This window comes from Burkholderia sp. Ax-1719 (genome assembly GCF_011753055.1).
In the GTDB taxonomy this organism is placed as follows: Bacteria; Pseudomonadota; Gammaproteobacteria; order Burkholderiales; family Burkholderiaceae; genus Paraburkholderia.
In genome coordinates this window covers 1-23,222 of sequence record NZ_VWWJ01000049.1, presented here as the reverse complement: position 1 = coordinate 23,222, position 23,222 = coordinate 1, and the positions used below count along the sequence as shown (strand labels likewise).

The following is a 23,222-nucleotide window of genomic DNA, read 5'->3' as shown; positions in this document are numbered from 1 at the left end:
TCTTCGCCCTTTTTAGTTTTTGAATCCGGCGCCGCACACCTACGGCAGCGGATTCAGGTGAATGGGATGCCGCGCGGATCAGCGCAACATCGTCGTGATCCTGGATCGAACGGCTTAACGCTCGGCCTTCGGGGCCGGCAGCGGGTTCGAATCAGCCTTCGCGCACAGCGTGTACTGCGCGCACGACGTCGATGCATTCGCCGCGCTCTGGGTGCGGGCGTTTGCATGCAGGGGCGCGCTCATGGCGAAGAACGCAGCCGATACCGTCAGGAAGGTCTGGATATGTCGATTGTTCATCTTGTGTACTCCTTTTTTCAGACTTGCCTCTCACTGAGCAAACCGCGATAGCGCCCCAAAAAAGGTTGGCGCGACGCAGTTCGCTCAAGTGAGGGAGTTAGACAGGATATTCAAGACCGGTTCCCTGATAGTGCAACATTTACACGTTGTTACGTCAGACCTTATTCAGATACATCCTTTGTTACAAGGGCCCTACGAGGCTTTCGTGTGGTACGGCCCCACAGTCAGGAAAAATGCTGCAAAGCGTCAGATTTGGCCGCTTTTATGATGCAGAGCGGCGGGTTTGTCCGAGTGCTACTATCGAAAAAAAGACGCCAATATGGCGAGCCCGGCCAACGCATTCACAAGATGCTGCGGCCTCCGAAAGTTCTGGCGATCCCACAACGGATTGATCGGATTGGTTGGATGGAGGAAGACAAATAATGAATGCCCCGCTCGACGCAGGTCAGCGCGCTTCGCTTGAAGCCGCACTCGCTTCCGTCACGCTCGACGATAAATACACCCTCGAACGCGGTCGCGCGTATATGAGCGGCATCCAGGCGCTGGTTCGCCTGCCGATGTTGCAACAGGAACGCGACAAGGCCGCCGGTCTCAATACCGCGGGGTTCATCTCAGGCTATCGCGGCTCGCCTCTGGGCGGTCTCGATCAGTCGCTCTGGAAAGCGAAGCAGCATCTCGCCGCCCATCAAATCGTTTTTCAGCCCGGCGTCAATGAAGACCTCGCCGCGACCGCCGTGTGGGGCTCGCAGCAGGTGAACCTGTATCCGTCGGCGAAACACGATGGCGTGTTTTCGATGTGGTACGGCAAAGGCCCCGGCGTCGACCGTTGCGGCGACGTGTTCAAGCACGGCAACTCCGCCGGTTCGGCGCGTCATGGCGGCGTACTGGTGCTCGCGGGCGACGACCACGCGGCGAAATCCTCCACCCTCGCGCACCAGTCGGAACACATCTTCAAGGCCTGCGGCCTGCCGGTGCTGTTCCCTTCGAACGTGCAGGAATATCTCGACTTCGGCCTGCACGGCTGGGCGATGAGCCGCTACTCCGGCCTATGGGTGGCGATGAAGTGCGTGACCGACGTGGTGGAATCGTCGGCATCGGTCGAAATCGATCCGTATCGCACGCGCATCGTGCTGCCCGAAGATTTCATGATGCCCGACGGCGGCCTGAACATCCGCTGGCCCGATCCGCCGCTGGTGCAGGAAGCGCGTCTGCTCGACTACAAGTGGTACGCGGGCCTCGCCTACGTGCGCGCCAACAAGCTCGACCGCATCGAGATCGATTCGCCGCATGCGCGCTTCGGCATCATGACGGGCGGCAAAGCCTATCTGGACGTGCGCCAGGCGCTCACCGATCTGGGTCTCGACGACGAAACCTGCTCTCGCATCGGCATTCGTCTTTATAAGGTTGGCTGCGTGTGGCCGCTCGAAGCGCAAGGCGCACAGGCTTTCGCGCGCGGTCTGGAAGAGATTCTGGTGGTCGAAGAAAAACGCCAGATCCTCGAATACGCGATCAAGGAAGAGCTGTACAACTGGCCCGATGCGCAGCGCCCGCGCGTGTACGGCAAGTTCGACGAGAAAGACGGCGCAGGCGGCGAATGGTCGGTGCCGATGGGCAACTGGCTGCTGCCCGCGCATTACGAACTCTCGCCCGCGATCATCGCCAAGGCCATCGCCACGCGTCTGGACAAGCTCGATCTGCCGTCCGACGTGCGCGCGCGCATTGGCGCCCGCGTCGCCGTGATCGAAGCGAAGGAACGCGCGCTCGCCAAGCCGCGCGTGCAGGTGGAGCGCAAGCCGTGGTTCTGCTCGGGCTGCCCGCACAACACGTCGACCAACGTGCCGGAAGGCTCGCGCGCGATGGCCGGCATCGGCTGCCACTACATGACCGTGTGGATGGACCGCAGCACCAGCACCTTCAGCCAGATGGGCGGCGAAGGCGTGGCGTGGGTCGGTCAGGCGCCCTTCACGAACGACAAGCACGTATTTGCGAATCTGGGCGACGGCACCTACTTCCACTCGGGTCTGCTGGCGATCCGCGCGGCCATCGCCTCGAAGGCGAACATCACCTACAAGATCCTCTACAACGACGCGGTGGCGATGACGGGTGGCCAGCCGGTCGACGGCGTGCTGACCGTGCCGCAGATCACGCATCAACTGGCGTCCGAAGGCGCGAAGAAGATCGTGATCGTCACTGACGATCCTGAGAAGTACGAAGGCGAAGCGGCTTCGAAGCTCGCACCGGGCGTGACGATCCACCATCGCGATCAACTCGATGCGATGCAGCGCGAACTGCGTGAGATCGAAGGCACGACGATTCTGATCTACGACCAGACCTGCGCCACGGAAAAGCGTCGTCGCCGCAAACGCGGCACCTATCCGGATCCGGCCAAGCGCGTCGTCATCAACGAATCGGTATGCGAAGGCTGCGGCGATTGCTCGGTGCAATCGAACTGCCTGAGCGTCGAGCCGCTCGACACCGAATTCGGCACGAAGCGCCAGATCAACCAGTCCACCTGCAACAAGGACTATTCGTGCGTGAAGGGCTTCTGCCCGAGTTTCGTGACCGTCGAAGGCGGCCAGTTGCGCAAGCCGAAGTCGGACCGCGTCGCCACTGAATCGATGCCGCCGGTGCCGACGCCCGACGTCCCCGCCATCGGCCGCCCCTACGGCGTGCTGGTGACGGGCGTGGGCGGCACGGGCGTGGTGACGATCGGCGCGCTGCTCGGCATGGCCGCGCACCTTGAGTCCAAGGGCGTGACCGTGCTCGACGTGACGGGTCTCGCGCAGAAAGGCGGCGCGGTGATGAGCCACGTGCAGATCGCCAAGCGCCCCGAGGACATCCACGCCACGCGTATCGCGATGGGCGAGGCGAGCCTCGTGATCGGCTGCGACGCCATTGTGACGGCGGGCGACGACTGCGTGTCGCGCATGCAGGTCGGCCAGACACATGTGGTGCTCAACAGCGCGGCGACGCCCACGGCCGAGTTCATCAAGAACCCGCAGTGGCAATTCCCGGGCTCCAACACCGAAGCCGATGTGCGCGCAGCAGCTGGCGTCGACAACGTCGCGACCGTCGATGCCAACCGCTACGCGCTCGCGCTGCTGGGCGACGCGATCTACACGAACCCCTTTGTGCTCGGTTACGCGTGGCAAAAAGGCTGGCTGCCGCTCACGCACGAATCGCTCACTCGTGCGATCGAGCTGAACGCCGTGCAGGTGGAAAAGAACCTGGCCGCGTTCGAATGGGGCCGCCGCGTCGCGCATGATCGCGCCGCCGTGGACGCGCTCGTGAAGAAGCCCGTCGCCGATCAAAACGCCGCGGGCGCGAAGATCGTTTCGCTGCATTCGCCCAAGGCGCTCGACGCGTTGATCGACAAGCGTGCGCAATATCTGGCCGATTATCAGAACGAGGCCTACGCGCAGCGTTATCGCACCTTTATCGACGAAGTGCGCCGCGCCGAAGCGAAGCTCGATCACGCCGACGCCCAGCAGCAGCTCACCGAAGCCGTGGCGAAGAATCTGCACAAGCTGATGGCCTACAAGGACGAGTACGAAGTCGCGCGTCTGTATGCCGATCCGGCTTTCGTCGAGAAGATCAAGGCGAGCTTCGAAGGCGACTGGAAGATCAACTTCCATCTCGCGCCGCCTTCGTTCGCCAAGCACGACGACAAGGGGCATCTGCAGAAGAAGCAGTACGGCCCGCGCATGCTCACTGCCATGCGCGTGCTCGCGAAGCTCAAGTTCCTGCGCGGCACCGCGCTCGATCCGTTTGGCCGCACCGAGGAACGCCGCCACGAACGCGCGCTGATCGGCGAGTATGAAACGCTGATGCGCGAGGTGATCGGCGGCTTGAGCGAGGCGAATTTGCCGCTGGCGCTCGATCTGGCGAATCTGCCCGATGCGATCCGCGGCTACGGCCATGTGAAGGAAAACAACCTCAAGGCCACGCGCGCGAAGTGGGCGACGCTGCTCGCGAAGTGGCGCTCGCCGGAAAACGGCGCGGCGCGGCACGCGGCTTGAGGCTTTCCTGATGTTGTAAAAACAAAGGGCGCTTCGTTCATCGAACGAAGCGCCCTTTCTACGTCTGCGGCTCTAAAACCGCGTCGACGCTTACTTCGTCACTTACTTCGCCACGTTGGCGTTAGCCGAAGCCACCGCCGTCATGTTGATGATGCGTCGCACCGTCGCGGCCGGCGTGAGGATGTGCACCGGCTTCGACGCGCCCAGCAGGAACGGACCGACCGTCACGCCTTCGCCGCCGATCATCTTCAGCAGGTTGTACGTGATGTTCGCGGCTTCCACGTTCGGCATGATCAGCAGGTTGGCTTCGCCCGCGAGCGTGGTGCCCGGGAACGACTGCTTGCGGATCATTTCGGAGAGCGCAGCATCGCCGTGCATTTCGCCATCGACTTCCAGTTCCGGCGCGCGTTCTGCGAGCAGCTGGCGCGCAGCCTGCATGCGCTGCGACGTGGACGAACGCACGCTGCCAAAGTTCGACGACGACAGCAGCGCGACCTTCGGCGTGATGCCGAATTTTTCGATTTCGCGCGCGGCGAGAATCGTCATGTCGGCGAGCTGTTCGGCGCTCGGCACTTCGTTCACGTAGGTATCGCTGATGAACAGGTTGCGGCCCGGCAGCATCAGAAGGTTCATCGCCGCGTAGTTTTCGGCTTCCTTCGCCTTGCCGAAGACCTGCTCGATAAACTTCAGGTGATAGTCGAAGCTGTTGAGCAGACCGCAGACCATGCCGTCGGCGTCGCCCAGATGCACGAGGATCGCGCCGATCAGCGTGTTGAACTTGCGCATCGAGGCCTTCGCCACTTCCGGCGTGATGCCCTGGCGCGCGCCCAGTTCGTGATACGCCTGCCAGCTCTTCTGGAAGCGCGGATCGTCTTCCGGATCGACGATTTCGAAGTCGGTGCCCGCGCGCAGCTTCGAGCCCATCTTCTTCAGACGCATTTCCACCACCGACGGACGGCCGACGATGATCGGACGAGCAATCTTTTCCGTCAGCACGAATTGCGCGGCACGCAGCACGCGCTCGTCTTCGCCTTCCGCGAACACGATGCGCGCGTTGTTGGCCTTCGCTGCCGCGAACACCGGACGCATCACCATGCCCGTGCGGTACACGGTTGCGCCGAGCTCTTCCCGGTACGCATCCATGTCCTTGATCGGACGCGTCGCCACACCCGAATCCATCGCGGCCTGCGCCACCGCCGGCGCGATCTTGATGATCAGACGCGGATCGAACGGCTTCGGAATCAGGTATTCCGGGCCGAATTCGAGCGTGTGGCCTTCATAGGCCTTCGCCACTTCGTCGCCCTGATCGGTTTCTTCGGCGAGTTCCGCAATCGCGCGCACGCACGCGAGCTTCATTTCTTCCGTGATGGTGGTCGCGCCCACATCCAGCGCGCCGCGGAAGATGAACGGGAAGCACAGCACGTTATTCACCTGGTTCGGATAGTCCGAACGGCCGGTGGCGATGATCGCGTCCGGACGCACGCGCTTGGCTTCTTCCGGGCGGATTTCCGGTTCCGGGTTCGCCAACGCCAGGATCAGCGGCGTGGTGCCCATTTCGACGACCATTTCGGCCTTCAGGACGCCCGCGCTGGAGCAGCCGAGGAACACGTCCGCGCCCTTGATGGCGTCGGCCAGCGTGCGCGCTTCGGTGTGCGCCGCGTAGCGCTGCTTCGACGGATCGAGGTTGCCGCGACCTTCATAGATCACGCCCTTCGAATCCGTGACGAGGATGTTTTCCTTCTTCGCGCCGAGCTTCACCAGCAGATCCAGACAGGCAATCGCCGCCGCGCCCGCACCCGAGCACACCAGCTTGATGCTGCCCAGATCCTTGCCCACGACCTTCAGGCCGTTAAGGATCGCTGCCGACGCGATGATCGCCGTGCCGTGCTGGTCGTCGTGGAAGACGGGAATCTTCATGCGCTCGCGCAGCTTCTGCTCGATGTAGAAGCACTCGGGCGCCTTGATGTCTTCAAGGTTGATGCCGCCGAGCGTCGGCTCGAGCATGGCGATGGCTTCGACCAGCTTGTCCGGGTCGCTTTCTGCGAGTTCGATGTCGAACACGTCGATGCCCGCGAACTTCTTGAACAGGCAGCCCTTGCCTTCCATCACCGGCTTGGCCGCGAGCGGGCCGATATTGCCCAGGCCCAGCACGGCCGTGCCGTTGGTCACGACGCCGACGAGGTTGCCGCGCGAGGTGTACTTCTGCGCGTCGAGCGGATCGGCGTGGATCGCTTCGCACGCAGCGGCGACGCCCGGCGAATACGCGAGCGAAAGATCGAGCTGGTTCGAAAGCGGTTTGGTCGGCGTGACCGAGATCTTGCCGGGCTTCGGATTCTGGTGATAAGCGAGCGCGCTTTGCTTCAGTTGTTCATCCATTTTCGGGCCTGCCAGACGTGAGAGACGAGAGAGGAATGTTTATGTTCGACTAGTGTTCTTGTTCCCGCCGATTTGCGTATTTCGATGAACGTTCGTGCGCAACGGCAGCACGAACGTAATCACCAGGTAGTTCACGGGCGAAACGGCGCCAGCAAAAAAGCGGGGCAATTAGTGTACACCTCACGATGTTCGGGGCGACTTGGGTCAAAGACTGATACCGGAGATTTGTGCTGGATGCCTTCCGGCGCGAATGTCGGGGCGCGTGCGATGCGGTCTCGCTGCGCCAGTGCGGTGCATACGCGACACATGCACGGCGTACGGCGCTTTTATCGAATCGACGTGTGATGTTGCGTGCGGTTCGCGACACGGGCGGCGCGCCGCAAATCGGGCCGCGCCGAAGGCCATTCACGCGATTGTGGCGTCGTCGTGTCGCCTTTGTTGCGTGATCGAGGCAGTCGATGCGATCCGGCTGGACCGCTGGTGCGGCGTTGCGCCGCACCGTCACATCGAAAACTTGCTACGTGAGTGGCGCTTATTCGAGCGCTGCGCCGCGCCGCTCGGGAATCAGGAACAGCGTGGCGAGGATATCGAGCACGTAGATCGCGGCCAGCATGCCAAGCGCCGCCGTGAACGAATACTTCGCGGCCATCGCCCCGACCGCGAGCGGCCCGAAGCCGCCCACGGCGCGCCCGATGTTGAACAGGACGTTCTGCGCCGTGGCGCGCGCGGCGGTCGGATACAGCTCGGAGATCAGCGCGCCATAACCACCGATCATGCCGTTGACGAACACGCCCATGGCCGCGCCGCCGATCAGCAGCGCGAACGGCGTGCTCAGATGCGCGTAGACGAACACCATCACCACCGCGCCCGCCTGATAGGCCAGAAATGCAGGGCGGCGGCCGAAACGATCGGCGGCCACGCCAAACAGCCAGATGCCGAACGCCATGCCCGCGACAGTCGCAGCGGTCCAGAGCCCAGATTTCGTCAGCGAATAGCCAAAGGATTTCGACAGATACGCGGGCAGCCAGATCATCAGCCCGTAGTAGCCGAAATTCTGCACCGAACACAGCACGGCCACGCCCAGACTGGCGCGCGCCGTGCGGGCGTCGGCAACCAGCAGGCGCAGCGCGCGCGGCTTGTCGTGCGGCGCGGCCTGCGCCGCACGCTCGCGATGCGCGACGAACAGTTCGGGCTCCTCTACCTGACGGCGCACGAAAAACGACGCCACGGCGGGCAGCAGGCCAACCGCGAACATGCCGCGCCAGCCGATCACGGGCAGCAGCAACGGCGTAAGCAGCGCGGCCGCGAGCACGCCCGCCTGCCAGCCCAGCCCGACGTACGAAGACGCCCGCGCGCGCAGCCGCGCGGGCCACGCCTCGGCGACCAGCGCCATGCCAATGCCAAATTCGCCGCCCAGGCCAATGCCCGCGATCGTGCGGTAGATCAGCAGGTCGGTGTAGCCGCGTGCGAGCGCGCACATGCCCGTAAAGACCGCGAACAGCAGGATCGTCCAGGTCAGCACGCGCACGCGGCCAAAGCGATCGGACAGCAGGCCGAACACGATGCCGCCCACCACGGCCCCCACCAGCGTCCAGGTGACGAGCGCTCCGGACTGCGCGCCGCTCAAATGCAGATCCGCGCCGATGGCGGGCAGCATGAAGCCGAGCATCAACAGATCGAAGCCGTCCATCGCATAGCCCAGCACCGAAGCGATCAGCGCGCGTACGGCGTGGCCGCGCGGCGCGGCGTCTGAATCGCCATCCGTATGCGCGATCGCGGCGGGCGCGAAAGCGGTATCGGCGGGGGCGTCATCGGGCGGCGGTGAGGAAGGGGAAGCGGGTGACATGGCGATAGATCCTGTGCTGGGCGCTAGCCCGACGAAAACCGGCGAGAGTTTACTGGTGCGATAAATCCGCCACAACCGGCGAGCACCACCTGCCGCCACTCGGATCGAACCCTACAAAGCGGTGCAATGCTTACAGCGCTGCACTGTCAGCGCGACTCGTCGGCAACCGTCAAGTCGGGTAAAATACCGGCCTACGCGCGCAAGAGAAGCCGTCCGGACCGAGCGGGTCGCCTGAAACTCAACCTCAGACGATCGACGCCCTCCAGACCGCGCACCGCGGGTTCCGATGCACCCCCATCCGGACTCGCCGTGCCAGCGCCACCGGGCCCAGCGCCCACCCTCCAGAGCACTCACATCCAAGGATTCGCCCATGACAGGCAACGATCGCCAGACGATCTCGGACGCAACCGCGAAAATGCTGCTCGAAGTGCAAGCCGTGCACTTCAACGCGGAAAAGCCCTTCATCTTCACTTCCGGCTGGGCGAGCCCGGTCTACATCGACTGCCGCAAGCTGATCTCGTATCCGCGCGTGCGCCGTGGCCTGATGGAAATGGCCGAAGCAACGATCCTGCGCGACGTCGGCTATGAGCAGATCGACGCGGTCGCCGGCGGCGAAACCGCAGGCATCCCGTTCGCGGCATGGCTGTCGGACCGCCTGATGGTGCCGATGCAGTACGTGCGCAAGAAGCCGAAGGGTTTCGGCCGCAACGCGCAGATCGAAGGTCTGCTCACCGAAGGCCAGCGCGTCCTGCTCGTCGAAGACCTGACCACGGACAGCCGCAGCAAGATCAACTTCATCAACGCGCTGCGTACCGCAGGCGCGCAGGTGAACCACTGCTTCGTGCTGTTCCACTACAACATCTTCAAGGAAAGCGTCTCGGTCCTGAAGGACATCGACGTCGACCTGCACGCGCTCGCCACGTGGTGGGACGTGCTGCGCGTCGCCAAGGAATCGGGCTACTTCGAAACGAAGACGCTCGACGAAGTCGAGAAGTTCCTGCACGCACCGGCTGAATGGTCGGCAGCGCACGGCGGCGCGACGTCGGCACCGCAGTAAGTTCGCATCGTTGAGCGGCTGAAACGCTGCTCAACGTCGCAAACAAAAAGGCCATCCGCTTTATCGGCGGATGGCCTTTTGTGTTTTTACGCTCGGTCAATTCAGGGCGTCACTTCGCTTCCCAGCCCTTCATCGGGCGCATGCGACGAGAGATTGAGCAACCCGTTGCTCTGCGCGTACTGGAACAATTCCGAATCGCGGTCGAGGCCGAGCTTGCGCATGGCCGTGTTCTTCTGCGTGCTGATGGTCTTGATGCTGCGGTTGAGCTTCTCGGAAATTTCCTTGATCGTCATTCCCGATACGAACAGGCGAACCACTTCGAGTTCGCGCTTCGACAGGATCACTTCGTCGTGCTTGCCGCCGCTGTTGATCCGCAGCGATTCCAGCGCCACCTTGACCTGCGGACTCATATATTCGAGATTGCGGCTGACGTGCTGCGCCGCAAGACCGATGTGACTGAGATCGTCGGACTTGTGCACGACGGCGATCACACCCAGCTCGCCCAGGCGCTTGAGCAGCGCGGCGTTTTCAAGCATCGTCAGGACGACGATAGGAACGTCAGGAAAATTGCGCCGCAAATAACCGATCAACGGCAATCCATCGCCGTACTGACCACCCGGCATGGCGAGGTCGGTCACGAGCACATCGCACGACATCGTCTGCAGCGCCTTGATCAGTTCGGTGGACTGACGAGCGCGCGCAACCACCTGAATGCCCGGAAACTTCAGGAGCGCATGCTCTGCGCCGAACAAGATCACCGGATGATCGTCCGCGACTACGACCCTGATTGGCTGCTGCTGCATTACCCCTCCGTGGAGACAGTCCTGCTCGTCGTTATTGATGACTTCAATTGCCCCGTGTGTCCCCGGAACCCCGTTTCCGCATACTGAGGAAAGCTCGCGACTATAGCCGATTTTCCTTGCGCAGACCGTCGTGACTGGCCCAGAACCTCAGCTCTTTATACCGATATATTGAACGATATTCGATCTGGGACACAATTCATTCAGAGCCGTCAGAAATGTGTCCTGATAAATTAACAAACATGCAGGAGAACTAGCTGATGCTGTTTGCCGATATCAAGCTGTATCGTACAGCGCATGCGGGCCGACGTTCCACTGTCAGAGCACGCGCAGGCCTCGTCGCAACGCTTCTGTTTTTTACGACGTTCACACCGTGCCATGCGCAGGACGGCTTTGTCGTCAGCAGCACGAACTTTCTCGACGGCGGCCAGGTCGCCGCGGCACAGGTATTCAATCAGGATAGCTGCACAGGCGGCAACCGCTCTCCGCAATTGACCTGGCACAATGCGCCTGCCGGTACGCGCAGCTATGCCGTGACCCTCTTCGATCCCGATGCATCGAGCCGCGGCTGGTGGCACTGGGCCGTCGCCAATCTCCCCGCAAGCGTGAAGACCCTGCCGGAAAACGCCAGCGCGTCAGGCGCACTCGGCAAGCTTGGCGCAATCGAGGCGCGCAACGACTTCGGCGGCGACGGCTACGGCGGTCCGTGCCCGCCGCCCGGAAAGCCGCATCGCTATATCGTCACGGTGTATGCGCTCAAGGTCGACAAACTCGCGCTCGTCACCGGTCGGCCCGCAACGATGTTCGAGCACGAAATCGAAGACGCGACGCTCGGCAGTGCGAAACTCACCGTGACTTATGGTCGCTGACGGACGCTGACGCCGCTCGATCCGACACGTTTGCAATCGAGCGATCGCGAGCGGCGCGCGTCGGCCACTGTCAGAAAAAGTGCGGATGACAGCGGCTACCATGTGACGTCGATGTCACGTCGTCGCACGCGCGCCGCCGAACACCGATCCTTGCCGGACCTTCCAACCTTTCGCTGGAGCGCTCCATGTCCCGAATCGTCATCGCGTATCACAGTGGCTACGGCCACACGAAGAAACTTGCCGAAGCCGTATTCGCCGGCGTGCAGAACGCAGGCGCCCAGGCCACGCTGCTGGCCGTCGCCGATATCGACGACGCCGGCTGGGCCGAACTCGACGCCGCCGACGCCATCGTCTTCGGCGCGCCGACCTACATGGGCGGCCCGTCGGCCGACTTCAAGAAGTTCGCCGACGCCAGTTCGAAGGCCTGGTTCACGCAGAAGTGGCGAGACAAGATCGCCGCCGGTTTCACGAATTCGGCGACCATGAACGGCGACAAGTTCTCGACGATCCAGTATTTCGTCACGCTGTCGATGCAGCACAGCATGATCTGGACCGGCACCGGCCTGATGCCCTCGAACACGAAGGCCGCCACGCGCAACGATCTGAACTATGTGGGCGGCTACACGGGCCTGCTCGCCCAGTCGCCCGCCGACGCCTCGCCCGAAGAAGCGCCGCCGCCCGGCGATCTGGAAACCGCCAGGGCCTTCGGCGCGCGTGTCGCCGAGGTGACGGCGCGCTGGCTGGCCGGAGGCAAGGCATCGGCCTGACTTTGCCGGGCGCCAGCGTCTTCGCGCCCTCATACCGGTCTGCAGGCGTCAGGTCTTATCCGTACGGGTAACGCCTGATTTTTTTCCCGCACGCGCCGCACGCTGGACGGCATACGGTCTTAAAATACCGTTCCCGCGCCGTATCGGTGATCGCCGCACAACCTGAACTGTGCGGCGGGCGGCGCCCGCAATCCCCGCGTTTCAGAGGAAGCGAGATGAGCACGAAAGTTTTTGTCGACGGACAGGAAGGCACGACCGGCCTGAAGATTTTCGAATACCTGTCGCAGCGCGCCGACGTCGAGATCCTGCGGATCGACGAGGCGAAGCGCAAGGACGTCGAAGAACGCCGTAGTCTCATCAATGCGTCGGACGTCACTTTCCTGTGCCTGCCGGACGTCGCTTCGCGCGAGTCCGCTACGCTGGTCGAAAATGACCGCACGGTGCTGATCGACGCCAGCACGGCGTTCCGCACCCATGCCGACTGGGCCTACGGCCTGCCTGAGCTGACCAAAGCGCAGCGCGAGAAAGTGCGCACTTCGAAGCGCATCGCCGTGCCGGGCTGCCACGCGTCGGCTTTCATCCTGGCCATGCGTCCGCTGGTCGAAGCCGGCCTCGTCGCGCCCGATTTCGCGGCGCACAGCTACTCGCTGACCGGCTATAGCGGCGGCGGCAAGTCGATGATCGCGGAGTACGAAGCCGGCGGCAACGCGAAGCTGATGAGCCCGCGCCCCTACGCGCTCGGCCTCAAGCACAAGCATCTGCCGGAAATGGCCTTCCATGGCAAGCTCCAGAACGCGCCCGTGTTCACGCCGATCGTCGGCCCGTTCCTGAAGGGTCTCGCGGTCACGACCTACTACACGCCGTCGCAACTCGCGCGCAGCGCGAAGCCGGAAGACGTGGTGGCGCTGTTCGCCGAATACTACGCGGGCGAGAAGTTCGTGCGCGTGATGCCGTTCAACGCCGAGGCCAACCTCGATAACAACGCGTTCGACGTGCAGGCCAACAACGACACGAACCGCGTCGACCTGTTCGTCTTCGGCAACGAAGAGCAGTTCGTCACGGTGGCGCGCCTGGACAACCTGGGCAAGGGCGCATCGGGTGCGGCGGTCCAGTGTATGAATCTGGCGATTGGCGCAGCGGAAGACACCGGCCTGAAGGCTTAAAAGCGGGCGGGATCCATCCCCGCCGTTCGCGAATACGAAAAACCCGGTGCTTCACGGCGCCGGGTTTTTTATTGTCTACGCCGCTTGCGCAGGGATGCGCCAAACGTGCGGATCGTGCGGAATGTACAGACGAAAAAAAGCCCGCCAATGGTAGGCGGGCTGAATCCATATCAGAGGAGACATGGAGGAGACAGAACGGAGTATAGCGAACTACTTGGTGCGTCGCAACATGTAAAGTAGTATCCACCCTTTATGTTGCTTAAAAGCAACACATTTGCGATCAGGATTACCCCGATGGCTTTCACGCCACCATCGAGAGAATGAAAGTCAGCTGATCGAGCCCCACAGGACGCACGAGGTGAACGTCGAAACCCGCGGCCAGCGCCGCGTCACGGTGCTGGGATTCGCCCCAGCCGCCCAAGGCAATCAACAGCGGCGTGCGGGCGCCGCAGGCTGCACGCAGGCGTTGCGCCAGCGCGCCGAAATCGTCGTTGGGGGCGAGCGAAAGGCCTACGATCAGTACGTCGGGCACAAATCGCGTCGCGGCTTGCACCGCATCGTCGAGGCTCGCCGCAATGGCGGTCGCGTATTGCAGATCGGCCAGCAGATTGCTGAGTCCGGCCAGCGATTTCTCGTCGTCATCGGCGATCAGGATGCGCGTCTCCATCCGCCGTCTCCCTTCCAGCTCAATTGCGATTGACGCCGTGCACGCGATACGCGGCACGGCATCTCGATTTTCCGCGCCGACGCTCAAGCCCTGCGTGCGTCAACGCGCGGTCGTATGAAGATTTTGACCGGAGCGCGAGCCCATAAGTCCCGCGTTCGCGCCCCTGTACCGTATGGATGACGCTGCGTTGGGCTTAACCGCGGCCCGCGCGCCGCGCCGCCACCTTGCCGAGCACCGCAAAATCGCGCTCGCCGTCGCCGTGCGCGAGCGCTTCGATCAGGCTGTCGCGCACCACACTGCCGACGGGCAACGGCGTCGACACCGCTTCGGCGGCGGCCAGCGCGAGGCGTACATCCTTCAAACCCAGCCGCGCCTTGAAGAGCGCGGGCTCGTAGCGATCTTCCGCGATCATGCCGCCGTAGCCCGCATATACCGGGCCCGGGAAGATCCCGCTCGTGATCACGTCGAGGAAATCGCGCATCGCCACGCCATGACCGCCGAGCAGCGCGGACGCCTCGCCGAGCGTCTCCACCGCGGAAGCCAGCATGAAGTTCGCCGCGAGCTTCATCACATTGGCCTGCTGCGGCAGCGCACCGATACGCCAGGTCTTCTGGCCGATCGCGTCGAGGAGCGGCTGCACGCGGTCGATCGCTTCGGCGGCCCCTGCCGCGATGATCGTGAGCTTCGCCGCAGCCGCCACATCGGGCCGTCCGAGCACCGGCGCGGCAACGTAGTGCAGGCCGCGTTCGGCGTGCTCGCGCGCGAGCGTTTCAGCCAGCGCGACCGAAATCGTCGCCATGTTCACGTGCACGAGGCCGCGCGGCGCGTGTTCGAGCAACGCGGCGTCGATCACCGTGCGCAGCGCCGTGTCGTCAGCGAGCATGGAGAGCACGGCGTCGCCGGTGAAGGCCTCGGCGGGCGTGGCGACCACGCGCGCACCTGCGGCGACGAGCGCCTGCGCTTTTTCCGGCGTGCGGTTCCAGACGCGCACGGTATGCCCCGCCTTCAGCAGATTGGCGACCATTGCGCCGCCCATTTCACCGAGGCCGATAAAACCGATATCCATCTCATGCTCCAGAGAGTTAGACCCGGGAGTAAAGCACAGCGCGGCAAGCTCTGCAGTGATGCCTGTCTTCGATGCGATGCGATGCGACGCGACGTGTTGCATCCCGCGCGATGCGCGATACTGGATGGATGGTTACCGCCACTTTCCGCTTCTACGAGGAGCTGAACGATTTTCTCGCCCGGCCGCTGCGCCGGCGCGCGTTCAGTTGCCCGTGCGCGGCCAACGCAAGCGCCAAGCATATGATCGAAGCGCTGGGCGTGCCGCACACCGAAGTGGAGCTGATCCTCGTCAACGGTGAATCGGTGGGCTTCGAGCATCCGCTCGCGGATGGCGACCGGGTCGCCGTGTATCCGAAGTTCGAATCGCTCGACATCCGTCCCCTGCTGCGCGTGCGCGCCGGTCCGCTGCGCGAACTGCGCTTTATCGCCGATGCGCATCTGGGCGGTCTCGCGCAATTGCTGCGACTCGCGGGCTTCGACACGCTCTACGACAACCATTACGCCGACGAAGCCATCGAGGCGCTCGCCGCCGCCGAGCATCGCATCGTGCCCACGCGCGACCGCGAACTGCTCAAGCGCCGCACCATCACGCACGGCTGCTATGTGCGCGCACTCAAGCCGCGCGCCCAGCTCGACGAGCTGTTCGAACGGCTGGATATGGCCGCAAGCGTGCGGCCGTTCCGGCTTTGCCTGAGCTGCAACGCTCCGCTGCGGCGCATTGAGCGCGCCGAAGTGCGCACGCGCGTGCCCGAAGGCGTCTTTGAGCGTCACATGCGCTTTGTCACCTGCGACGTTTGCACGCGCGTGTTCTGGGAAGGCTCGCACTGGCGGCGCATGCGCGCGCTGATCGACGACGTGGCGGGTCCCGTCATGACGCAAGGCACGCAGCCGGAGCAAAGCAGCGATGCATCACCCTGACCCCATTCAACGCAATGGACGCGCGCGGGCGTTTGCGTACAATGCGCGCCACTGCCCAACACACTGACAAATACCGGAGCCGAATCCATGGCCATGAAAAAGTTCGACCTTGAGAAAAACAAGGCCCTGAAGCTGATGCAATCGACCCACAAAGCCGGCCCTGAGCGTTTCGGCAAAGATTCGGCGCCTGCGGCGCTGGACCGCCGCGAGCAGCGCAAGCTCGATCAGGCTGCCGGCCTCGTGCCGTTCGCGTGCAAGCTCAACGCCGATCTCATCGCGCAACTCAAGACGCGCGCGGAACAGCACCCGGAAGGCATGACCGGCCTGCTGACCGAGCTGCTGCAAGCGGGTCTCGCGAAGGACGCGTAAGCGGACGTTTGAGCCGTGCGCGAAATCGCGCGGTTGAAAAAGAAAAAAGCCAGCGTGAAGAGATTCACGCTGGCTTTTTTCTTTGCGCCGGCCGATATGGGTAATCGGACCGGATCGCCGGGACGCTTTAGTTCTGCGTGCCCTTGTCGCTCGTGCCGGCTGCCGAAGCGGCGTCCGAAACCGCCGCACGCTTGCCGTGGTGCTTGAGCTTCTTGTGCGACTTCTTGGCCTTGGCCGGTGCGCTGGCTGCCGGAGCCGTAGCGGCTGCGCCCGATGCGTCTTGAGCCAGAGCCTGAACCGAAATCAGTGCGACGGATGCTGCGATAAGCGAGGCGAGAATCTTGTTCATCTGTTGTTCCCCAAACCTGACAAATATGACCGGCACGTTGTGAATTGAATAGCGAGAAGTGTCGAAACGGTCCGCTGGCCGATCTGGGCAGCCGTTTCGCGCGAAGCAGTATTACGCAGCGTCAGCGCTTTGTCATCCGCATTCGGATGGGTGTATTTTCTGGGAGACAACCGGCTTTCAATTCGGATACGATCGGGATTCCGCACGGTTGTTCGCCCCGCTGATTCCGCTTTTATGCCCACGGGATGACCCGTCGGCGCGCAGTCCCGCCGCGCAATCCCGCTATGCAATCCTGCATTACCCCGATTTTCTCGCTTACCCGGTCACCATTCCCTTGAACCCGACTTCCCGCCAACATTTGCGCGCCAACCTGCTGATGCTCGCGGCCGCCATGATCTGGGGCTCCGCCTTCGTCGCCCAGCGGCTGAGCCTCGACGCCATCGGCCCGTTCCTCTTCACCGGCCTGCGTTTCCTGCTGGGCGCGGGCATCGTGACGGCCTTCGTATTGGCGACGCGACGCGGTTCGCGCGGCGCGCAGAAACCCGCTGCAAACGGCTTCAACGCGGCCCTGATCCGCGACGGCGTGGTGCTTGGCCTCGTGCTCTCGGTGGCGATCTCGCTTCAGCAGATTGGCTTGCGCTACACGAAGATCGCCAATGCCGGCTTTATCAGCTCGCTTTACGTGGTCATCGTGCCGATGCTCGGCGTGCTGCTGCGCCATCGCACCGGCGCGGGCACGTGGATTGGCGCGGCGCTGGCCGCCGCCGGCCTCTATCTGCTGAGCATCAACGAGCATTTCTCGATCATGTACGGCGACTGGTATCAGCTCGGCTGCGCAATCGTGATTTCGATCCAGGTGATGCTCGTGGGCCATTACGCGCCGCGCCACGATCCGCTCGCGCTGTCGATCGTGCAGTTCATCGCCTGCGGGGCGGCTTGCCTGGCCGTCGCCATCGGCTTTGAACCGCTGCGCCTCGCTGACATCACACGCGCCGCGCCCGCCATCATTTACGGCGGTGCAATGTCCGTGGGCGTCGGCTATACGATCCAGGTGGTCGCGCAGCGTGACGCCGCACCCGCCCATGCCGCCGTCATTTTCAGCATGGAAGGCGTGTTCGCGGCCATCGCCGGTTGGGCCGCGCTGGGCGAGACGCTTTCTACACGTGCGCTCACGGGTTGCGCATTGATGCTCGCCGGCCTGCTCGCCTGCCAGTTGCTTCCCGCCGCGCGCAATCGCGACGATACGCAAACCGACGCACGGACCATTACCGCAAAACAATCCGTCGAATCCGCCTGATTTTGTTTGTTTAAATCGGCTATTGATCGCATATAGACGCGATTGAGAAAACGCTAAACGCCGGCTTCAACAAAAGCCATTTACGCTGGATGTAATAATCCCATGACGCTTCTGTCATGGGATTGCGGGCTTAACGACAGAATTTCGTAACTACTCGTAAAATTTCGTCAGGCAATGTTTTTTACGAGTAAGTAATGCGTTGGGTCGTCCTGATTCTCTTTCTGCTGTGCGCCGTCTATACGCACTGGCGCGGCAAGGCGCGCCACGGCAGCTTCTTCCGGCAACTCGGCGATCATTCGACCTTTATGGCGCCGCTGAACTGCTTCGCTTATTTCTTCTCGAAAGTGCCGAATACGCCCTTCATCGAGACAAAACATTTTCCCGAACTCGCAGTGCTTAAATCGGAATGGCAGACCTTTCGCGAGGAAGCGCTCGCCCTTCAGGAAGCCAGCCGCATTCAGGCTTCGGAATCGTATAACGACATTGGCTTTAATTCGTTTTTCCGCACCGGCTGGAAACGCTTTTATCTGAAGTGGTACGACAATCCGCATCCGTCGGCGGCGACGCTTTGTCCGCGCACGATTGAGATTCTCCAGCGCATTCCGTCGGTGAAAGCGGCGATGTTCGCGATGTTGCCGGCCAACGGTTCGCTCAATCCGCATCGCGATCCCTTCGCCGGTTCGCTGCGCTACCACCTTGGGCTGATGACGCCGAATGACGATCGTTGCGCAATCGTCGTCGACGAGATTCCGTATTCGTGGCGCGACGGCAAGGACGTCGTGTTCGACGAAACGTATCTGCATCATGCGGCGAACGGGACGCAGCAGGACCGCATCATCCTGTTCTGCGATATCGAACGGCCGATGAAATATCGCTGGGCGCAATCGATCATGAGCGCGGTGGGTGATTTCCTGATGCGCGCCGCGGCCTCGCCCAACGAAACCGGCGACCGCACCGGTGGCCTCAATCGCGCGTTCCGCTACGTTTATTCCGTGCGCCTTGCGGGCAAGCGGCTGAAGGCGTGGAACCGCACGGTCTACTACATCGTGAAGTGGGCGCTGTTCGGCGGGATTGCGCTGGCGATCTTCTGGCGTTGAGCCCGTCAACACCGCGGGATCATGAAATGGCGTCGCCTGCGGGCGGCGCTTTTTTTTGCCTGGCCGCTTCTGCGAGGGTAGGCGAGTTATCCACGGCAAGCTCTGAATAAGCTGGGGAATACCTCACGGATGAACTGTGGATCAGTTCTTGATAAGTCGTGGCTTTGCGGTAAACAGCAAAAAGTTATCCTCGAAGCCCAATTTGCTTACAGGAATTGTCCGCACGGCTGTCCCGAGCGCATCGGATTGATACCAATGAGAAATACCGTGTTATCCACAGGAAAGGGCTGTGCTTGTTAACTACTATTACGTTTACATATAAATACTTGTAAACCCAATGGGATAACGCACGCGCCCTGCTGCTGCCTTGCTTATCCAGCGCGCTCACGCGCGAAGACAGAATCGACGAAACGTGGCAGCCCAAGCAAAGCACGTCGTGCTATCGAGCGTCTGACCTCGGCACGACGTCCCGAAAAAAGTACGGTTTCGCTCGCCGACACCACCTCGCCGCGATCCCTGCACGCCCACGCGAAGCAATGCGCGACGGGCGTGCTACTACTTGCGTCTCCCGGCGCGAGCCATCCTAGACTCGCCAACGCGACATTCGCCTGACCTGCCCGCTGCTTGAGCAACGCTTCAGCAACCGCTCGCGCGCGCGCTTCGTTGATCGATTCGTTGGCGTCTGTCTCGGCTTTGGCATCCGGCCACGCCGCCAGCGCACGCGCCGTATGCACGACGATGCCGATATCGAGACTCACGGCCGCGCCCGGCAGCTCCGCGAGCGCGGCCGTGAACGCGCCAGCGGTACAGGTTTCGAAGCTCACGAGCACCAGCTCGCGCGATTTCAGATAACCAGCGATCTGTCTGGAAATATTCATAGGCTAGGGACGTAAAAAAAGCGTGCGGCGATCAAGCCAGCACGCCATGTAGACGATGCGAAAACACCATCGGATCGCGGGTTAAGCGCCGTTCATCATCCGTTCAATCGACGGTTCGAGCTTACGCAGGCCAACGGTCGCCGGTTCCTGCTCGACTACGCCAAAGCACTCCGTGCGGCTCGGCGCGGGATCGACGAGTACGTTGCGCGCATGACGGCCGTAACGCGACGGCGGCAGCAGACGCTCTGGCGGGATCACCTCGAACGACGTGCCAATGGCGATGAAAATATCGTCATCGCTCATGGCCTGCTGGATGCGCCAGAGCGTTTCGTACTCGGGCGCGGCCTCGTTGAAGAACACCACGCCGGGCTTGACGCTCTCGACCTGGCCGCAGGACGGACACGCGGCGTTCGCGTCGAGGCCCGCGCTGCCGGCCGGAAAGCGGTACTCGCAGTCGGTGCAAAGCAGCGAAATCATGTCGCCGTGCAGATGCGTCACCTGACGCGCGCCCGCCTGCTCCAGCAAGCCGTCGATATTCTGCGTGATCAGGTGTACTCGCTCCGTGCCCCAGGTGTCTTGCCAGTGCGCCAGCAGACGATGCGCATCGTTAGGCTTCGCGTCCGAACATTCGGCGATGCGCTGGTTGTAGAAGCGGAACACCGCGGCGCGGTTGCGGCGCCACGTGCGGTAGTTGCAGACCTCGTCGATGCTGGTGTGCGTCCAGATGCCATCGCCGGTGCGAAACGTCGAAACGCCGCTCTCTGCTGAAAGCCCGGCGCCTGAGAAGACGTAGAGGCGGGGCAACCGCGCTGCAGACTGCCGTGGATGCCCGTCTTGTTGTTCGGTTAGTTGCATAAATAGCGCCTTCACGATGCGTGATTCGATCCGCGCCATTATGACGCCGCGTTCTGGCTTGCGGCAGAGGGTTCGCCACCGGCAGCGCTCCGCCTTATTGCGCGGCCGCGCCAGCCTTCTGCGCCGAGAAGTCGAGCGTGGGCGCCTTCGAAATTGCCGCTTCGTTGGCAACGCTGAAATTCGGCCTGGGCTGATAGCCGAACGCCCTGGCGATCAGCACGCCCGGAAACTGCCGGATCTGCACGTTGTAGTCCTGCACCGTGCGGATATATCGGCCGCGCGCGACGGCGATGCGGTTCTCGGTGCCCTCCAGCTGCACCTGAAGGTCCCTGAAGGCGCCGTCGGCCTTGAGCTGAGGATAGCTCTCGGACACCACCATCAAGCGGCTCAGCGCGCTCGTCAGCTGGCCTTGACGGGCATCGAAGGCGGCCAGCGCGTTGGGATCCTTCGCCAGCTCCGGCGTCATCTGCACGCTGCCGACGCTCGCGCGCGCCTGGGCCACCTGCGTGAGCACGCTCGACTCGTGCGCGGCGTAGCCCTTCACCGTCGCGGCGAGGTTCGGCACGAGATCCGCGCGGCGCTGATACTGGTTGAGCACTTCCGACCAGGCTGCGTTCACGTCCTCGTCGGACGACTGGATCGCGTTATAGCCGCAACCCGAAAGCGATGCGAGCGCCAGCCCCATCAAACAAGCCAGTACGATGCGAAGCCACTTCATGTTTTCACTTCCCTGTTGATATAAAAAATCCCGCCCGGGCTCACCAGTTGTCCGATGCCCCGCCGCCGCCGCTCGATCCACCGCCGCCGCCCCAGCCCGAGTCATTGTTCGACGAGCCAAAGATCGCATCGAGCAGCGAACCATTCGATGAAGACTTCGATGACGACGGCGACGAATCCCACGTGCCATTGATCTTTGCGATCAACGCCGCCGCAGCGCCGATCAGGGCCAGCACGGATCCGCCCACGATCAGCAGCGCCTGATCGAAGGCGTAATGCATCAGGCAGCCGATCACGGTCCCAAGCGCCACGATGCCCGCGTAGATCGCCGTCCATTTGCGCAGCAGTCTGGAGCGATAGAGATTGAGCCCGAAAACCATGGCAGCGGGCCCGAGAAAAAAGCACGCGCCGAACAGCCCTGCGAGTCCGTCCTTGCCGTCTCCGAACGTATCGAAGGGCAGCCAGACGATCATCACGACCATGTTCGCGAGTAAGCTCGTCACGAATGGCCAGGCCGCACGCCGGCTCTTGCGCCGACGCGCCAGATACACACCCGCGCCCACGTTGAGAAGTCCGAGCCCGATCCAGAAGAGCGGTCCGTCGTAGCGGGGCCGCGGCTCGGGTTTGGGGGATTTGAGCGGTTCGACGGGTTGCCCGGGCGTCGTCGATGACGCGTCCGCGGTCTGCGCCTGCTGATCCTGCGAGGGCTGCACGGCCAGGCGCTGTGTGAGCGCGTCCACAGCCGCGCTGATACCGGCTTCGTAATTGCGGTCCTTGAACGCCGGCACGATGCGCTCACGAATGATGCGTCCCGCGAGCACATCGGGAATCGTGCCTTCAAGGCCGTAGCCCACTTCAATGCGCACATGCCGGTCATGCAGCGCGGCGACCAGCAGGATGCCGTTATCGACCTTCTTCTGGCCGAGTTTCCATCGCTCGAAAATCTGGGTAGCGAACTGCTCGATCGTATCGTCGCCGGTACTTGGCACGATCAGCACGGCAAGCTGATCGCCGGTCTGCAATTCGAGCTCGGCAAGCCGTCGCGAAAGATCGGACTGGCAATCGACGGACAGCGCGCCGGTCATATCCGTCACGCGGCCGCGTGGCTGTGCGAGTTCGCTGGCATCCAGCACCGTACCGGCGATCGGCGCGGTGAAGGCGTGCGTGCAGGCGCCCGTATCGGCCGCAGCCGTAGCGGCTGGCGTTGCGGTGCCGGATGCCGCACTGTCGTTTTCGGCGTTGGCCGCGTGCGCTGTCACGCAGATCAGCAGTGCGGCGAGCCATCCCATTCGGTGCATAAACCACTTCCCCCAGAATCATCCGTCCGACGACACCTACGATCACGATCTATCGTCAGAGGAAAGCAAACTGGCGCAAGTCTGCATCAAATGCGCTTATCTGAAAATGTTGTATGCACAACGCATTCCAGTGCGGCCAAAACGTGCGCGCAAATGAAAAAAGCGCCGGATTTTCATCCGGCGCTTCGCGTTTTCGCACAACAAGCAGACCAACCGACCTTATTCGACCGTCACCGATTTCGCGAGGTTACGCGGCTTGTCGACGTCAGTGCCGCGCGCGCTGGCCGTGTGGTACGCCAGCATCTGCAGCGGCACCACGTGCAGGATCGGCGAGAGCAGACCGTAGTGCTCCGGCATACGGATCACGTGGATGCCCTCTTCGCTCGTGATATGCGTATCGGCGTCGGCGAACACGTACAGCTGGCCGCCGCGCGCACGCACTTCCTGCATGTTCGACTTGAGCTTTTCGAGCAGCGCGTCGTTCGGCGCAACCGTCACCACCGGCATGGCTTCCGTCA

General features: G+C 62.7%; 21 protein-coding genes. 9 read left to right on the top strand and 12 right to left on the bottom strand.

Features of this window, described 5'->3' with window-relative positions; genetic code table 11:
• Window positions 1-114 precede the first annotated feature (114 nt).
• Window positions 115-297 (bottom strand): hypothetical protein, encoded by a 183-nt coding sequence (locus F3J17_RS35145; protein WP_167070282.1) that lies wholly within the window; start codon window positions 295-297, stop codon window positions 115-117.
• A gap of 422 nt (window positions 298-719) precedes the next feature.
• Here F3J17_RS35145 and F3J17_RS35140 point away from each other — a divergent pair, with 422 nt between their 5' ends.
• Window positions 720-4,316 (top strand): indolepyruvate ferredoxin oxidoreductase family protein, encoded by a 3,597-nt coding sequence (locus F3J17_RS35140; protein WP_167070318.1) that lies wholly within the window; start codon window positions 720-722, stop codon window positions 4,314-4,316.
• A gap of 102 nt (window positions 4,317-4,418) precedes the next feature.
• Here the strand turns inward: F3J17_RS35140 and F3J17_RS35135 are convergent, their stop codons facing one another.
• Both F3J17_RS35135 and F3J17_RS35130 read right to left on the bottom strand, forming a co-directional pair.
• Window positions 4,419-6,692 carry an NADP-dependent malic enzyme gene (locus tag F3J17_RS35135; protein ID WP_167070316.1) on the bottom strand — a complete coding sequence of 758 codons (2,274 nt, stop codon included), beginning with the start codon at window positions 6,690-6,692 and terminating at the stop codon, window positions 4,419-4,421.
• Between the two features lie 532 nt (window positions 6,693-7,224).
• A complete protein-coding gene (locus F3J17_RS35130; protein ID WP_167070314.1) occupies window positions 7,225-8,538 on the bottom strand; it encodes an MFS transporter in 1,314 nt (437 codons plus the stop codon).
• Window positions 8,539-8,908: 370 nt separating this feature from the next.
• On the opposite strand from F3J17_RS35130, the gene F3J17_RS35125 reads away from it, so the two are divergent.
• Window positions 8,909-9,595, top strand: coding sequence for an orotate phosphoribosyltransferase (locus F3J17_RS35125; protein ID WP_027820532.1), 687 nt, complete (start codon window positions 8,909-8,911; stop codon window positions 9,593-9,595).
• 101 nt (window positions 9,596-9,696) lie between these two features.
• Here the strand turns inward: F3J17_RS35125 and F3J17_RS35120 are convergent, their stop codons facing one another.
• Entirely contained in the window at window positions 9,697-10,398 is a 702-nt protein-coding gene (locus F3J17_RS35120; protein ID WP_167070312.1) for a response regulator, read from the bottom strand.
• A gap of 257 nt (window positions 10,399-10,655) precedes the next feature.
• On the opposite strand from F3J17_RS35120, the gene F3J17_RS35115 reads away from it, so the two are divergent.
• From F3J17_RS35115 to argC, 3 genes are all read left to right on the top strand, one after another.
• A complete protein-coding gene (locus F3J17_RS35115; RefSeq protein ID WP_167070310.1) occupies window positions 10,656-11,264 on the top strand; it encodes a YbhB/YbcL family Raf kinase inhibitor-like protein in 609 nt (202 codons plus the stop codon).
• Window positions 11,265-11,449: 185 nt separating this feature from the next.
• The gene (locus F3J17_RS35110) at window positions 11,450-12,031 is read left to right on the top strand and encodes a flavodoxin family protein (protein ID WP_167070308.1); all 582 of its coding nucleotides are present in this window, start codon (window positions 11,450-11,452) and stop codon (window positions 12,029-12,031) included.
• Between the two features lie 215 nt (window positions 12,032-12,246).
• A complete protein-coding gene (argC, locus tag F3J17_RS35105; RefSeq protein ID WP_167070306.1) occupies window positions 12,247-13,194 on the top strand; it encodes an N-acetyl-gamma-glutamyl-phosphate reductase in 948 nt (315 codons plus the stop codon).
• Between the two features lie 301 nt (window positions 13,195-13,495).
• On the opposite strand, the gene F3J17_RS35100 is transcribed toward argC, so the two are convergent.
• Both F3J17_RS35100 and F3J17_RS35095 read right to left on the bottom strand, forming a co-directional pair.
• Window positions 13,496-13,948 (bottom strand): response regulator, encoded by a 453-nt coding sequence (locus tag F3J17_RS35100; protein WP_240161271.1) that lies wholly within the window; start codon window positions 13,946-13,948, stop codon window positions 13,496-13,498.
• 106 nt (window positions 13,949-14,054) lie between these two features.
• Entirely contained in the window at window positions 14,055-14,927 is an 873-nt protein-coding gene (locus F3J17_RS35095) for an NAD(P)-dependent oxidoreductase (RefSeq protein WP_167070304.1), read from the bottom strand.
• Window positions 14,928-15,055: 128 nt separating this feature from the next.
• Between F3J17_RS35095 and F3J17_RS35090 the strand changes: the two genes are divergently transcribed.
• Window positions 15,056-15,844: a Mut7-C RNAse domain-containing protein gene (locus tag F3J17_RS35090; RefSeq protein WP_167070302.1), complete on the top strand. Its 789-nt coding sequence runs from the start codon at window positions 15,056-15,058 to the stop codon at window positions 15,842-15,844.
• An 87-nt stretch (window positions 15,845-15,931) separates the two neighbouring features.
• A complete protein-coding gene (locus F3J17_RS35085; RefSeq protein WP_167070300.1) occupies window positions 15,932-16,213 on the top strand; it encodes a 27 kDa glycoprotein in 282 nt (93 codons plus the stop codon).
• A gap of 127 nt (window positions 16,214-16,340) precedes the next feature.
• On the opposite strand, the gene F3J17_RS35080 is transcribed toward F3J17_RS35085, so the two are convergent.
• The gene (locus tag F3J17_RS35080; RefSeq protein WP_167070298.1) at window positions 16,341-16,562 is read right to left on the bottom strand and encodes a hypothetical protein; all 222 of its coding nucleotides are present in this window, start codon (window positions 16,560-16,562) and stop codon (window positions 16,341-16,343) included.
• 334 nt (window positions 16,563-16,896) lie between these two features.
• On the opposite strand from F3J17_RS35080, the gene F3J17_RS35075 reads away from it, so the two are divergent.
• Both F3J17_RS35075 and lpxO read left to right on the top strand, forming a co-directional pair.
• Complete coding sequence (locus tag F3J17_RS35075) at window positions 16,897-17,859, top strand: DMT family transporter (protein ID WP_167070296.1); 963 nt, start codon at window positions 16,897-16,899, stop codon at window positions 17,857-17,859.
• Window positions 17,860-18,053: 194 nt separating this feature from the next.
• The gene (gene lpxO / locus F3J17_RS35070) at window positions 18,054-18,956 is read left to right on the top strand and encodes a lipid A hydroxylase LpxO (protein WP_167070294.1); all 903 of its coding nucleotides are present in this window, start codon (window positions 18,054-18,056) and stop codon (window positions 18,954-18,956) included.
• 371 nt (window positions 18,957-19,327) lie between these two features.
• On the opposite strand, the gene F3J17_RS35065 is transcribed toward lpxO, so the two are convergent.
• From F3J17_RS35065 to F3J17_RS35045, 5 genes are all read right to left on the bottom strand, one after another.
• Window positions 19,328-19,834 (bottom strand): CinA family protein, encoded by a 507-nt coding sequence (locus F3J17_RS35065; protein ID WP_167070292.1) that lies wholly within the window; start codon window positions 19,832-19,834, stop codon window positions 19,328-19,330.
• Window positions 19,835-19,915: 81 nt separating this feature from the next.
• Window positions 19,916-20,638, bottom strand: coding sequence for a Sir2 family NAD-dependent protein deacetylase (locus tag F3J17_RS35060; RefSeq protein WP_240161270.1), 723 nt, complete (start codon window positions 20,636-20,638; stop codon window positions 19,916-19,918).
• 145 nt (window positions 20,639-20,783) lie between these two features.
• Window positions 20,784-21,407, bottom strand: coding sequence for a LemA family protein (locus F3J17_RS35055; protein WP_167070288.1), 624 nt, complete (start codon window positions 21,405-21,407; stop codon window positions 20,784-20,786).
• 40 nt (window positions 21,408-21,447) lie between these two features.
• Window positions 21,448-22,704 (bottom strand): TPM domain-containing protein, encoded by a 1,257-nt coding sequence (locus tag F3J17_RS35050; protein ID WP_167070286.1) that lies wholly within the window; start codon window positions 22,702-22,704, stop codon window positions 21,448-21,450.
• A gap of 219 nt (window positions 22,705-22,923) precedes the next feature.
• On the bottom strand, window positions 22,924-23,222 hold a 299-nt coding region (locus F3J17_RS35045; RefSeq protein WP_167070284.1), incomplete at its 5' end, for an SIS domain-containing protein.